The sequence below is a fragment of the Pseudomonas sp. JV245A genome (genome assembly GCF_032424515.1).
Classification (GTDB): Bacteria; Pseudomonadota; Gammaproteobacteria; order Pseudomonadales; family Pseudomonadaceae; genus Aquipseudomonas; species Aquipseudomonas protegens.
The window spans coordinates 63,773-76,707 of sequence record NZ_VYKE01000016.1; the positions used below are offsets into that span (position 1 = coordinate 63,773).

Consider the following 12,935-nt stretch of genomic DNA (forward strand, 5'->3'; position numbering starts at 1 on the left):
GCTCAATAGCGCCACTTGCGTACCAGGTCCTCGCCGTAGCGCTGGCTGATCAATGCTTCGGCAGCATCATCGTCGTCATACACCTCCGCCAGGCAGAGCAGCATCAGCGCATCCAGGTACTCCTCGGGGGAGTCGAAAAAGCGTGTCAGCGCCGCACCTGTGTCGTGATCGAAGTAGTAGACCGCGCCGGATTCGTGGTGAAAGCAGAACAGGTTGCCATTGCCCAGGTAGTCGCCGAAGGCCACCAGCTTGCCTGCCAGTACCAGGTCGACATCGCTGATCTCGACGATACCGGGATAAGCCTCCAGCAACGGCTGGATCGGCGTGTGCCCGGGCCCGACGCTGCACAGGACCTCCGCCAGGGACAGCACCCCCAATTGCCGATGGTAGTCGCGCAGCGATCGAGGCAACGGGCAGCCCAGGCGTTGCTCCAGCGCCTGCAGGGCGTCCTCGCTGACAGGCGTCAATTCCGGTTCGTTGACGTGCCCTTCCCATAGCGCGCCGTAGGCGCCAATCGCGGCCAGGTACCAGTTCAGCCGTGCAGCCTGGTCAGGCAGGTCCGGCCAGGCCAGGGGCGGGCAGCCGGCGGGGGGCCAGTCGGCGTTGGAGTCGTGCTGTTCGGACATGGGTCTTCCTTGGATGAGCTGGAGGCGGGGGAGTGATTATGCGCGATGGCGCGTGCGTTCCAGAGTGATGATCGAGGGTTCGAAGCCCAGCGAGCTGAAAAACTCCGCTGCCCCGGGGCGCCCGGCCCGCAGGACCCAGGTGATCTCGGGGTTGTCGCCCATCACCCAATGCACCAGGGCGCGGCCGATACCGCGCCGCTGGTGCTGCTCGGCAACGACCACCATGGACAGGTAACCGTTGGACAGACCGTCGCTGATGCCTCGGGCGAAGCCGACGATCTGCCCCTGCAGAAGGGCGACCGCCGTGCGCTGGGAGTTTGCCAGCAACTGGGCGAAGTATTCGCTGCTGCCCACCCGATGGCCCCAGCCGTTATCGCCGAGAAACTGCCGCAGTGCTTCGCTTTCAGCGGCGTGTGCGTCGCGGATCAGCATGGTGAACTCTCCAATGGGCAAGTACGGGCAGATCGCGCCCCGACTGTGCTCGGGGCCGACCCATGTAGTTGAGTGCTTCGGCCCAGTGGGCATCGTTGTCGCAGCGGCGTGCCGGCTCGACCGTGGGCGACCTGGAGGATACAAGCCTGCCTCGGAAACTGGCAGCCCTCGGTGCCTGAACGCAACCGGCCAAGGGAGCTCTTCGAAACTCGTACGGCTGTTCGCGGCGTTCAGGCATTGGCCACGGATTTGTGGCCAGGGCAACGTGCTGCTCGCCGGCCAATTCCTCCTGGTGTGTTGAAAAAAAACGCCGGGAGCAGGTCCGGGGCCTGGAACTTCCGCCGGTATTTGCGGACAAATTCCTCCAGGGCAATGCCCGTCGGAAATTCGGTTTGCAAGCGCTGGCGACAGGCGCTCAGGCCGCTTTCCAGGGCGCCTGAACGCCGTTGCCGGAATGCGCTTGCGCCGCGGCAGTGGTTTTTCTGGAGGCAGGTTTCTTGTTATCGTGGCCTCCCTCTTTCACGGACGAATATCGAGACAGCCCATGGCTAACTCCACCCCGTCACGCTTTGGCAAGATCCTCCAGGGTCTGCTGTTCGCCCTGATCGGCATCGGCCTGTTGGTCATCGCCGTCAATCTCACCCTTGATCGCCGCGAGTTCCTCGCCAGCGCCCAGACCGCCGACGGTATCGTCAGCGATTTGAATGCCGGGGGTTCGCACCCCGAGATCGCCTTCACCAGCAGTACCGGTGAGAAGATTTCCTACCCCCAGGGTGGCTTTATCTTCGGCTACCAGAAGGACCAGCCGGTGCGGGTGTATTACCAGCCCGAGCGGCCGGCCAACAGCGCAATCATCGACGACCCGGCAGCACTCTGGGCCACCCCGGGTGTGCTCGGCCTGATCGGTCTGGTATTTACCCTGGCCGGCCTGGTGGGTGTCATCAGCCAGCGCGGACGAGCCACACAACGAGCAAAAGGACTTTGACCCCATGAACCTCAGCATTCCGATTCCGGTCAACGAAAGTAAATGGCTGTACCAGACCGCCAGCGGCGGCGGCCTGACCGTAGCCCTCGTGGCCGGCGGTGGTGGTTCGATCACCCTGCGTTCGCCTCAGGGCAAGGACGTCAGCTATCGCTACGGCGGCCTGGGGGTGGGCGCCGGCTTTGGTGGGCGCCTGCCGCGTTTCGGCAAGGTCAATATCCAGGTCAAGGGCAAGAGCGTCAGTGGTGCCGGTGCGGCGGAGGCTTTTCCCAGCACCGGCAAGGTCTTTGTCAGCGATGCCCTTCGCAGCCGGGACCTGACCGAGGACGACATCACCGGGCCTTGCTTCTATACCGAGGTCGGTGGTGGACTGGTGGTGGGCGGTTCGGCCACGGCCCTGCTGTTCGGCCTGGACCCCAAGCTACTGGCCCTGGCCGTCGTTTTGGGAAGCAACCCGGCGACCATGATGGCTTCGATCAAGGTCAACGAGCAGCTGCTGCGTTCGGCCAAGGGCGCAGTGGTCATGGCTGGCATGAACGTCGGACCACAGGCCGGTGGCGGCATTGCCACCTACATGGGCTACCTGTTCTAGCCTCGCCCTGAGGCGCGCCGGGAATCACAGGCGCGCCAGGCATTCCTGGAGAATATCCAGGCCCTCCTCGAAGATTTCAGGCTCGGTGGTCAAGGGCGCCAGCAGGCGAATGATGTGCCGCGACTTGCCGCTGGGCATCAGCAGCAGGCCCGCATCCCGGGCGCTGCCTAGCAGCGTGCTCAGTTGCTCTGGCGCCGGTTCGCCCCGGGCATTGACCAACTCGATGCCGCGCATGGCTCCCACCCCCGTCAGACGGCCCAGGAAGGGGCAGAGCCCACTGCTTTTCCAATGCTCATAGCGCTGCACGATCGCCCGCTCCTGGCGCCCGCCCCAGGCCTGCAGGTGCTCGTCGGTCATTTCATCCAGGGTCGCGAGCGCCGCCGCGCAGGCAATCGGGTTGCCCGAGTAGGTGCCCCCCAGGCCGCCCTTGGGCAGCACGTCCAGCAATGCTTTGCGACCCACCACGGCGCCCAGTGGAACCCCGCCGCCAATGCTCTTGCCCAGCAGGATCAGGTCCGGCTCGATGTTCAGGCGGGAGAAGGCAAAACGCTGCCCGGTGCGGCCGAAGCCGGACTGGATCTCGTCGGCGATCAGCAAAATGCCATGTTCATCGCAGAAGCTGCGCAAGGCCCGGGCGAACGTGGCGTCCAGGGCCAGGAAGCCGCCTTCGCCCTGCACCGGTTCGAGGATGAAGCAGGCCACTTCCTCGACATCGATTTCCACACTGAACAGGCGCTGCATGGCCTTCAGCGCTTCGGCGCAGGTGACGCCGTTGTCGGCGCTGGGGTAGGGCAGGTGGTACACAGGCCCGGGTAGTACACCGACCTTCTGCTTGTAGGGCGCCACCTTGCCGTTGAGGTTGAGGGTGGCCAGGGTGCGCCCATGGAAGCCTCCGTCAAAGGCGATCACCGCGCTGCGCCCGGTAGCTCCGCGCACGATCTTCAGGGCGTTTTCCGCGGCCTCGGCGCCGCTGTTGGTGAGCATGCCGCTGACCGGGTAACTCACCGGGATGAAGTTCGCCAGGCGCTGCATGAACTCGATGTAGGGCCCGTGAGGCGCGGCATTGAAGGCGTAGTGGGTGAGCCGGGTGGCCTGCTGCTGGATGGCTGAGACTATGCGTGGGTGGCAGTGCCCGAGGTTGAGCACACCGATACCGCCGACAAAGTCGATGTAGCGCTTGCCATCGACGTCCCAGACCTCGGCGTTGCGTCCGTGGCTGAGGCGGATCGGGTGGACGGTGGAGATCGAACGGCTGATGTTCTCGTGGCTCATGGATGCGGGCTCTGGGTGCCGGAAACAAGCCGTTATCTAAGCCGGGGCCGGGGGGCCTGGACAAACGAAATAAAGTCGCCGGGTCAGTATGAAAATTCCCGATGTGCCAAAGCCCTTGTCTCAGTGCTGCTGGGCCTTGTGCCTATTACGCAAATGCCGCACCAGTGCCGCAAGGACCACCAGCGCTATCACCCCGAGGAAGATCGGCAGGCGATAGGGTTTCAGGTCGCCAAGAAAATGCTGCAAGGCTTCGCCGGCCCAGTAACCGGCGCTGACGAACAAGATGGCCCATACCGCAGCCCCCAGCACATTGAGCAGGGCGAAACGCCAGGGTGCCAGGCCACTGGCGCCGATCACCATCGGGCCCACCAGGCGCATGCCGTAGAGAAAGCGCACGGCGAACACCGAAGTCGAAGGGTAACGCTGGATCAGGCCCTGGACCCGTTCGATGGCCGCCTGATGGCGCTTGAGCTTGGGCAGCAGGCGCGCCCCGCCATAGCGCCCGGTCCAGAACAGCAACTGATCGCCGAGGATGCCCCCCAGGGTGGCCCAGCCGATCACTTGCGGCCATTGCAGGCTACCCTGATGCGCCGCCATGCCGCCGAGAATCAACACGGTTTCGCCTTCCAGCAGGCAGCCGATGAAGATCACCCAGTAGCCGTAGGCGGCGATCAGCGCGTTGAGGTCGAGGTGTTCGAGCATGGTTATCCAGTTCCGTATTTGAAGTCCGCCCTGACTTCGAGTCGTCATCCTGGCTTTGAGTGCCTTTTTTCTTGCGCTGCGGTGTAACGTCCAGGCTGCGCATCTGCGGGAGTTTGAACGGGTTCCCGGCTTGCGAGTCGAGAATCGGGTCTAGTGGGCACTGCTTGAGGCGCCGATCACGCAGTCTGCCCCAACACCCACGCCCAGAACATCCCCGCGCCATACAACCCCAGCCCGAACACCGAATGCGCGATCAGGCTGCGCAGCCGGGCCACATTCGGTTTGGGCATCTTGCTCGCCGCGATCCCGGCGCCCATGCCCGGTTGCATCAGCAGGAACGGCGCAGCCACCGTCAATACGCCGATGATCAGGGCCGGTGCCAGGGTCGGTTGCCGCGCCCACTCCAGGCCGCAGATCAGCAGCAACAGGGCAGCAAAGACGACGCCGATCAGGTAGTGAGCCAGCCAGCCCAGTGTCCGCTCCCCGGGTACTGCATCGGCCTGGGCGATGCTTTGGTGCACAAACTTCCCACGAGGAAAATGCCCGATCCAGCGTCCGACCATGGCCCAGTTGGGGCCAGGAATGTTCAACACTCGCGCCAGAAACAGCGTCCACAAATCAAGGACCAAGGTAGCGCCGACACCGATCAGCAGTGCCGGTAAAATCAACGCCATGAACTCATGCATAAAGACTCCTGGGTATGGATGGCTGCACTTCAGCCTCGGCTATGGGTGTGATAATGTTTCATTCAATTAAGTGATTGAATGATCAATAAAGCAGCAGGAGCTGTCAATGACCGATTCGATTTCCCCTCAACAGCCTCTGGCGGACATGGCCGAGCTGGCACGTATTCTCGGCCATCACCATCGCCTGATCCTGCTGGAGCACATTGCTCGTGGCGAGCAGCCGGTGGAGCGCCTGGTGGAAGCCTCGGGACTCTCGGTGGCCAACACCTCGCAACATTTGCAACAGCTGCGCCGGGGCGGTTTCGTGCAGACCCGGCGCGACGGCAAGCGGGTGCTCTACAGCCTCAGCCAGGGGCCGTTGGCCGCACTTCTGGGGGGCTTGCGCCAATACGTCGATTACAACCACGGGCAGATCCGTGAGCTGCTGGCCGACAGCGAGCAGCAGCCGGGGCGCCTGGAGGGCATCTCCCGGGAAGAGCTGCGCCAACGCCTGCAGGAGGGCGGCATGACCCTGCTGGACGTGCGCTCGCCGCAGGAGTTCGCCCTTGGGCATTTGCCGGGGGCAATCAATATCCCGGTGGAAGAGTTGGAGCAGCGTCTGGCCGAGTTGCCCGCGGGCCAGGAGTTGGTGGCTTACTGCCGCGGGCCCTACTGCGTGCTGTCACACAATGCCGCGGCCTTGCTTCGCGCCAAGGGTTTCAGGGTGCGGCGCCTGGACGACGGTTTCGTCGATTGGCAGGCCGCCGGCCTAGGGGTGGAAACCACCCGGTAAAAGTGTCGCAGAGTCGGCCATACAGGACATTGCCTATAGGGCCATGATCCATATCAACAGGGTTTTCAGAAAAATCCGCTACAAGGGCATCAGGCTCGGACCCACAAGGTATCGAGCCCCGGGCCTGTACCGTGAAGGCCGGGATAACCAATAAAAACCTTTGTGGATATCGGCCGAGGGGACCACCCCAGGCGGATTTTAAAGGAATAACCTGATGGCTTTTTCTCTGTCACGCCTGTGCCTTCTGGGCGCTGCGTTGCTCTGCGTACCCCTACTGCATGCCAGCGAGCCGACCCCGGCAGCGGCGGCCTCCACCCCAGATTCCGAACTGATCCAGCGTGGCCAGTACGTGGCCCAGCTCGGCGACTGCATTGCCTGCCACACCGCCAAGGGCGGGGCCACCATGGCCGGTGGCCTGGAGCTGAAGACGCCCATGGGCACCATCTACTCCAGCAACATCACCCCGGATAAAGACACCGGTATCGGCAGTTACAGCTTCGAAGCATTCGACCGCGCCATGCGCGAAGGCGTAACCCCTGACGGCAGTCATTTGTACCCGGCCATGCCCTATCCGTCCTACGCCAAGATGACCGAAGAGGACATGCGCGCCCTCTACGCCTACCTGATGCACGGGGTGGAACCCGTAGCCCAGGGCAACCTGGAAGCCGACATGGGGTTCCCCTTCAACCAGCGCTGGGGCCTGTGGTTCTGGAACCTGGTGTTCGTCGACAAGCAGCCCTTCAAGCCTGACCCGGCCAAGGACGAACAGCTCAATCGCGGCGCCTACCTGGTCCAGGGCCTGGGCCACTGCGGTTCCTGCCATACCCCGCGGGGCATCGCCTTCCAGGAGAAGGCCATGAGCGACAGCGAATCCGGCGGCCAGCACTACCTGGCCGGCGAGACGGTGGAAGAGTGGCGAGCCCTGAGCCTGCGCAACCTGTGGACCGTGGAGGACACGGTGCAGTTGCTCAAGACCGGGCAGAACCGCTTTGCCACGGTATCCGGCAACATGGCCGACGTGATCCACCACAGCACCCAGCATTTCACCGACGCCGACCTGACGGCCATCGCCGCGTACCTCAAGTCCCTGCCGGCCGGCAAGGACGACTTGCCCATGCCTTCGGTGGCACTGACCCCGGCGGCCCCGCCGAACAACCTGTTCACCTCCCGTGGCGGCCTGGGCTACGCGCAATTCTGTTCCGACTGCCACCGCCAGGATGGCGCCGGCGTGCCGCAGATGTTCCCGTCCCTGGCCGGCAACCCCAGCGTCGCCTCGGCCAACCCGACCTCCTTGCTGCACATCACCCTGACCGGCTGGAAGACCGCCCAGACCGCGGCCCATCCACGGGTCTACACCATGCCCGGCTTTGCCCAGCTGGCCGATGGCGAGATCGCCGAGATCCTCAGTTTTGTCCGCAGCAGCTGGGGCAACAACGGCTCCGCCATCAGCGCCGAGCAAGTGAAGAAGATGCGGGCGCAACTGAGCCCGCAAGTGGAAAGCACCCTGTTCGAAACCCCGCGCCTGGCCAACCTGCTGGCGGCGCCGAATGCCGAGCAAGTGGTGCGTGGCATGCGCCTGCACCTGGAAACCAGGGCCCTGCTGCCGGACAACGTCGGCAACTCGCTGAACTGCACCAGTTGCCACCTCAACGCCGGCACCGTGGCCGACGGTTCACCCTTTGTCGGCGTCTCGGCGTTCTTCCCCGGCTACGCGCCGCGGGCGGGCAAGACCATCACCCTGGAAGAGCGCATCAACGGCTGCTTCCGCCGCTCCATGCACGGCAAGCCGCTGCCGGTGAACGGCGCCGACATGCAAGCCATGGTGGCTTACTTCGAGTGGATGAAAATGAACACCCGCCCAGAAGACAAGGTGGCCGGCCGCGGTGTGGGCAAGATCGACCCGGCCCTCAAGCCCAATGCCGACAATGGCAAGCAGGTGTACGCCAAGCAATGCGCGGTGTGCCACGGAGCTGACGGTGAGGGCCTGAAACGCGCCGACGGCAGCCTGATCTTCCCGCCGCTGTGGGGCGATCAATCCTTCAACATCGGCGCTGGCATGGCCCGCACCTACACTGCGGCGGCCTTCGTCAAACGCAACATGCCGATCGGTTTCCACGAGAAGTTCCCCCTGGGCCAGGGCGGCCTCTCGGACCAGGAAGCCCTGGACGTGGCCGAATACTTCTCCCACCAGCCGCGCCCGGACTTCCCGGACAAGGTCAAGGACTGGCCCAACGGCGGTCGTCCGGCGGACGCCCGTTACTGAGGGCTTGACCCTGTAGTCGCCGCCTTTGGCTGCGGCTACAGGCCCCGCAGAAAAATCTGCCGACGCGCCCTGGCGCCGAGGTAAGATTGCCATCCTTTGCGTCAGCCTTCGCTGTCGGTCCTTCAAGGATGAATCATGCGGTTTCGCTCGATCCTGTTGCTGAGCCTGTCTCTGGGGCTCAGCGGTTGTGCCTTTGTTTCCGCGCTCAAAGCGACCACCGTCAGCTACCGGGTGCCGGCCGATGCCGGTGAAACCGCGCTGATCCGCATCGTTGCCCAGGGGCTGGTGCGTGGCGTGCCCTACAGCGATTGCATCGACTGGCGCAAACCGAGCTCAGGGCTGATGGTTCGCCCCCATCGCGGCATTGCCAATCCCAATTTCCGCAACCTGGGCATTCCCATGACGGCCGCCACCGACCGCATGCGGCGCCAGGAGGGCTTTGGCGCCAACGAGCTGAAGATCCCGGCCAATCGTCCGTTCGCCTTCATGTTCTACAACACGGAACCGGGGATGGATAAGGACTACCGTGCCGTCTGCGAGCAAAGCGTGACCTTCGTTCCCGAAGCCGGCGCGACCTATCAGATGGAATTTCTCCAGGACCAGATGTGCACCGCGAGGCTGCGCAAGATCGATGAGCGTGGCGAGGCATTGCCGGACCTGGTGGTTCTGCGGCCCACCGATTTCTGCCGCGCCGACGCGCGATAGCGTACGAACCTATGGGGCGTAGTGCCTGCAGATTTCCTCCCAGATATAGGCCCCGCGAAAGCGGATCCAACGGATGAACAAGCGCACGCGAAACGCCTGCCAGCGGCTGTTGCGCCTTAGCGCCAGGCTTGCCTCGATCTCCTCCAGCAAAGGCTCGCGGGCAAAGCCCATCCAGATTTCCGGGATCACCGCCATCAGGTTGACGTAGCACACCGGCGCCACCTCTTCGTAGAGAATGCGCTCCACCTCGGCCCGGTCATAGGCTTGGGTCTCGCGGGCGATGTAGGCGTAGTCCACCTCGTTATCGACAAAGGCGTCCGACAGTACGTAGCGAATGTCGTCCAGCTGTTCCGGGGTGATTGCTGATGACACGGAGCGCTCCTTCCTGGGGCTTTGGCAATCGATCTGAGGCAATCTGTGCGCCGGATGCGACGCGCTGCGACGGGCTCACCAGCGACGATAGGGTTGGCCGAAGGGAACCCCGTTCAAGGTGTGAGTGCAGCAAGGGCAATTGGGGCTCATGGTGGCTGCGCTCAGCTGGGGATTGACCTTCTGCAGCAGGCCCTGGGTATCGACGTACAGACCGCTGAAATAGGCGCAGCCGCTGAGCCCCACATAATCCTGTTGTTCGTGCTCATGCAGGGCCACCAACCAGAAAATCGGTTCCTCCCGATCCAGCCGGCCTTTCGCTTCGCTGAACACCCCATCCCACGGCTGGCCGACCCGGCTGAGCAGAAAACGGAACAATGGGGTGTAATCCAGCCCCAGGCGCTTGTCGGAGTGCATGCTGCCGCGTTGCTGTTCCCTGGCCAGGAGGGCCTTGCTGTGGCGCTGTTTGGCGTAGGACGGTGAGTTCTTGTGCCCCACGCCCCGGGTCCGGGTGTTGACCTTGCGATACAACGGTTGTTTTTCCATCGGGCGGGTCCTTCCTGGTGGCCGGCGACAGCGGATTCTATCTCGGCGCAATCATCCGTGTCGGCGCCGCGCCATTGGCATTGTGCTGATAGATCGCCACGGGCTGCCCCTGCTCATTGAAAAACACCTGGCCGATCCCCGACGAGTTCCACAGCCGCTCCCCGGCCTCGGCATGCTCGGGCACATGGGGCATCACCTTCATCCGCCGGCGCTTGGTGAACCAGTTCAACGGCGAGCGCGGCGAGTAGAGCCAACGGTTGAGGCGGTCGAACCATTCCAGCAGGGCGGCGGGGAATTCGTTCTTGATGCCGCTGCTGGTGATCTGCCAGATCCGCGGGCCGCCCTGGCGGTGGCGGATCAGCACTTCGTAGACGAAGGAGTAATGCACATCCCCCGAGAGAATCACGTAGCTGCCCGGGGTTCGCGAGTGGCGGAAGATGTTCAGGATCACCTGGGCGGAACCGCGATGGGCCATCCAGTTCTCCGCGTCCACCAGCAGCGGGTAGCCGCACCAACTGAAGACCTTCTGCACCGTTTCGATCAGCTTGACGCCGAAGATCGGCGCCGGTGAAACGATGATCGCCGAGGGGTGATCCAGCAGTTCATGTTGCAGTTCGCTCAGGGCTTCCCAGTCCAGCAGGCCGGAAGGCTGGCCCAGGTTGGACTCGCTGCGCCAGCGCCGGGTGCGGGTGTCCAGCACCACCAGGGCCGGGGTGCTGGGCAATACGTATTGCCACTGCTGGAAACCCAGCAACTGGTCGATCAGGTCGTTTTGGGCCTGGCATTCCAGCATGCGTTCCGGAGTTTGTGCCGTGGCGCTCAAGGCCCGGGTGTGTTCCAGCAGTTGGGCGAAGGCATCCGGGTTGTTGCCCCAGCCCTGGCACAGCATGTAAGCCAGCAGCGCGTTGCCGATGATGCGCTTGGAGAAGGGATGGCCGTAGGCGGTTTCTTCCCATTGGGCACTGAGGTTCCAGTCGTCGGTGATGTCGTGGTCGTCGAAGATCATCAGGCACGACAGGTGGGCAAAGACCCGCGCGGCACCCTTCAGGCCCTGGACAAAATCGTCGATGCGTTGCTGTTCCCGGGTGTAGCGCGTTTGCTGTTCCGGCGTCAGTTGCGGCGGCTGCGGCGTGATCAGGGTCCAGGGCAGCGGTGACCAAACCAGCAGGTACATGGCCAGCACCTCGGCGAACGTCACCAGATGGTTGTCAGCATTGCTGCTGGTGAAGATCGGTTTTTTCACCCCGCCGAAAAACCGCTCGCGCAGGGTTTCATTGCTCTTCAGCGCCGGGAGCAATTCGGCCCGCTGGTAGTAGCTGGCGCCATGGCGGTACAGCGCCTGACTGTCGGCCACCACGGCACCGTCCAACTCTTCATCGAACAGCCCGAGGCGCTCGATCAGGGCGTGGACGGCCCGCAGCATGGGCCCGGCCACATCGTCGGCGTACACCTGATCGCCGCTCATCATCAGCAAGGCCGGGCGTTGTGCAGGCTCGGGGTGTTGCGCCAGCAGGCGGTCGACGCAGAGCAAGCCGTCAGCGGACGGGTGATGGGGCTTGCGGCAGGAGCCGTGGAGCAGGTTGTCGATGCGGCTGTGGAGCACGAACTCAGGGGACCCGGCATCGCCATACAGCAGGTGCGGCGCCCAATCGGCAATGGCCCGGGCGCTGTCCTCGGCATCGTTGATCAGCAGGTCATAGGCGATCGTCACGTCCAGGGGCAGGGCATCGTCCAGTGCCACATCGATCAGATGGATGAAGGCATGGCGACCGACGGGAATGACCTGGCATTGCTGCGGGTCGAGGGCCAGATCCAGGGTCGTGCTGCCAGCGGGCTGCAGGCGCAGGGTCAGCGCCAACGCCCTGGAACCCACCAGCCACAGCACCAGCCGCGTCGGCTCCAGGCGGCGCAGCAACGGGCCGGCGAGAACAGGAGGCAGGGCAGTGGGGGGCGTGGTCGGGAGCATCTGCTGTGGGATCTCTAGCGGTTGCAAAGGGGGCGAAATGGTAGCGCAGCCGATGTCGAAGAAACGTCGGTTGCGCGGGCTGGAGCAAGGCTTTTGTATCCGATTATTTATGGGCGTTGGCCCGCATTGCCCGCAAGCTGTTGTACCTGATGATCCATGGCGTCCTGGCGAATTTGCGCCAGCATCCAGTCGATAAACACCTGGGCTTCGGGGGCCGCATCGCTGGCCAGCGCGTAGTAATAGCGGGTCAGGGGCTGAAGCAGTTCCGGCAAGGGGCAGATCAGGCGGCCGCTGGCCAGGTCCTTGGCCAGCAACGATGCCGGGCACAGCGCCAGGCCCAGCCCGTCGACGCAGGCCTGGAGCACGAAGTGCATATGGTCGAAATGCAAGGTCGGCGAGGTGCGCAGCGGTTTCAGGCCGCAGTGCTCCAGCCACTTCTGCCAGTCGCTGGCGCGGGTGCGGCTGACCAGCAAGGTATGTCGCGGCAGATCATCGGGGCTGTTCAGTGCTGTGCTGTGCAACAGCGACGGCGCTGCCACCACCAGGATTTCGTCTTCCAGCAGGCGTTGGGGTTGCAGCGTGGTTGCCCAGCCCGAGCGCCCGCGGCGAATCACCAGATCGAAGGTTTCCTTGGCCGGATCGGGGAGCAGGGTGCTGGTCACCACCTCCGGCTGGATCTGCGGGTACAGCGCCATGAACTGCGGCAAGCGCGGAATCAGCCAGCGCACCGCGAAGGACGGCCGCACATTGATGATGACCTTGCGCAGGGCCGCGCCGCGGCGCAGGGAGGCGGCGGCATTGGCGATCTGGGTCAGGGCCACGCTGACCTGTTCATAGAAGGCTTGCCCGGCGGGGGTCAGCACCGACTGGCGAATGCGCCGCTCGAACAGCAGCACTCCCAGGTGCTCTTCCAGCAACTTGATATGGCGGCTCACCGCGCTGTGGCTCACATGCAGTTCTTCGGCGGCGCGGCTGAAACTCTCGTGGCGAGCAGCGGCGGCAAAGGCGCGGACGGCGTTCAG

The 12,935-nt window shown here is 64.0% G+C and carries 14 protein-coding genes; 5 read left to right on the forward strand and 9 right to left on the reverse strand.

What is annotated here, in order from left to right; all coding sequences use genetic code 11:
• Positions 1 to 2: 2 nt before the first annotated feature.
• Both F6S12_RS07415 and F6S12_RS07420 read right to left on the reverse strand, forming a co-directional pair.
• Positions 3 to 626 (reverse strand): SMI1/KNR4 family protein, encoded by a 624-nt coding sequence (locus F6S12_RS07415; RefSeq protein ID WP_315868810.1) that lies wholly within the window; start codon positions 624 to 626, stop codon positions 3 to 5.
• Positions 627 to 662: 36 nt separating this feature from the next.
• Complete coding sequence (locus F6S12_RS07420) at positions 663 to 1,058, reverse strand: GNAT family N-acetyltransferase (protein ID WP_011063263.1); 396 nt, start codon at positions 1,056 to 1,058, stop codon at positions 663 to 665.
• Positions 1,059 to 1,602: 544 nt separating this feature from the next.
• On the opposite strand from F6S12_RS07420, the gene F6S12_RS07425 reads away from it, so the two are divergent.
• On the forward strand, positions 1,603 to 2,043 hold the full coding sequence (locus F6S12_RS07425) for a DUF3592 domain-containing protein (protein ID WP_228102218.1): 441 nt from the start codon (positions 1,603 to 1,605) through the stop codon (positions 2,041 to 2,043).
• 4 nt (positions 2,044 to 2,047) lie between these two features.
• A complete protein-coding gene (locus F6S12_RS07430) occupies positions 2,048 to 2,632 on the forward strand; it encodes a hypothetical protein (protein ID WP_015636901.1) in 585 nt (194 codons plus the stop codon).
• Positions 2,633 to 2,656: 24 nt separating this feature from the next.
• On the opposite strand, the gene F6S12_RS07435 is transcribed toward F6S12_RS07430, so the two are convergent.
• From F6S12_RS07435 to F6S12_RS07445, 3 genes are all read right to left on the reverse strand, one after another.
• Positions 2,657 to 3,904, reverse strand: coding sequence for an aspartate aminotransferase family protein (locus F6S12_RS07435; protein ID WP_123431385.1), 1,248 nt, complete (start codon positions 3,902 to 3,904; stop codon positions 2,657 to 2,659).
• A gap of 120 nt (positions 3,905 to 4,024) precedes the next feature.
• The gene (locus tag F6S12_RS07440; RefSeq protein WP_011063258.1) at positions 4,025 to 4,606 is read right to left on the reverse strand and encodes a DedA family protein; all 582 of its coding nucleotides are present in this window, start codon (positions 4,604 to 4,606) and stop codon (positions 4,025 to 4,027) included.
• Between the two features lie 176 nt (positions 4,607 to 4,782).
• Positions 4,783 to 5,292 carry a DUF2938 domain-containing protein gene (locus F6S12_RS07445; RefSeq protein ID WP_311166125.1) on the reverse strand — a complete coding sequence of 170 codons (510 nt, stop codon included), beginning with the start codon at positions 5,290 to 5,292 and terminating at the stop codon, positions 4,783 to 4,785.
• 106 nt (positions 5,293 to 5,398) lie between these two features.
• On the opposite strand from F6S12_RS07445, the gene F6S12_RS07450 reads away from it, so the two are divergent.
• The 3 genes from F6S12_RS07450 (at position 5,399) to F6S12_RS07460 (ending at position 9,032) form a co-directional block, all read left to right on the forward strand.
• Positions 5,399 to 6,064 (forward strand): ArsR/SmtB family transcription factor, encoded by a 666-nt coding sequence (locus tag F6S12_RS07450; RefSeq protein WP_015636898.1) that lies wholly within the window; start codon positions 5,399 to 5,401, stop codon positions 6,062 to 6,064.
• Between the two features lie 214 nt (positions 6,065 to 6,278).
• On the forward strand, positions 6,279 to 8,327 hold the full coding sequence (locus tag F6S12_RS07455) for a c-type cytochrome (RefSeq protein WP_315868811.1): 2,049 nt from the start codon (positions 6,279 to 6,281) through the stop codon (positions 8,325 to 8,327).
• Between the two features lie 135 nt (positions 8,328 to 8,462).
• Positions 8,463 to 9,032, forward strand: a complete 570-nt coding sequence (locus F6S12_RS07460; RefSeq protein ID WP_315868812.1) for a hypothetical protein — start codon at positions 8,463 to 8,465, stop codon at positions 9,030 to 9,032.
• 9 nt (positions 9,033 to 9,041) lie between these two features.
• On the opposite strand, the gene F6S12_RS07465 is transcribed toward F6S12_RS07460, so the two are convergent.
• From F6S12_RS07465 to F6S12_RS07480, 4 genes are all read right to left on the reverse strand, one after another.
• Positions 9,042 to 9,404 (reverse strand): hypothetical protein, encoded by a 363-nt coding sequence (locus F6S12_RS07465; protein ID WP_015636895.1) that lies wholly within the window; start codon positions 9,402 to 9,404, stop codon positions 9,042 to 9,044.
• Between the two features lie 75 nt (positions 9,405 to 9,479).
• Positions 9,480 to 9,947: a hypothetical protein gene (locus F6S12_RS07470; RefSeq protein WP_015636894.1), complete on the reverse strand. Its 468-nt coding sequence runs from the start codon at positions 9,945 to 9,947 to the stop codon at positions 9,480 to 9,482.
• 37 nt (positions 9,948 to 9,984) lie between these two features.
• The gene (locus F6S12_RS07475; RefSeq protein WP_194237141.1) at positions 9,985 to 11,913 is read right to left on the reverse strand and encodes an alkaline phosphatase D family protein; all 1,929 of its coding nucleotides are present in this window, start codon (positions 11,911 to 11,913) and stop codon (positions 9,985 to 9,987) included.
• A 107-nt stretch (positions 11,914 to 12,020) separates the two neighbouring features.
• Positions 12,021 to 12,935: LysR substrate-binding domain-containing protein (locus tag F6S12_RS07480; RefSeq protein ID WP_315868813.1), on the reverse strand; the 915-nt coding region annotated here is incomplete at its 5' end.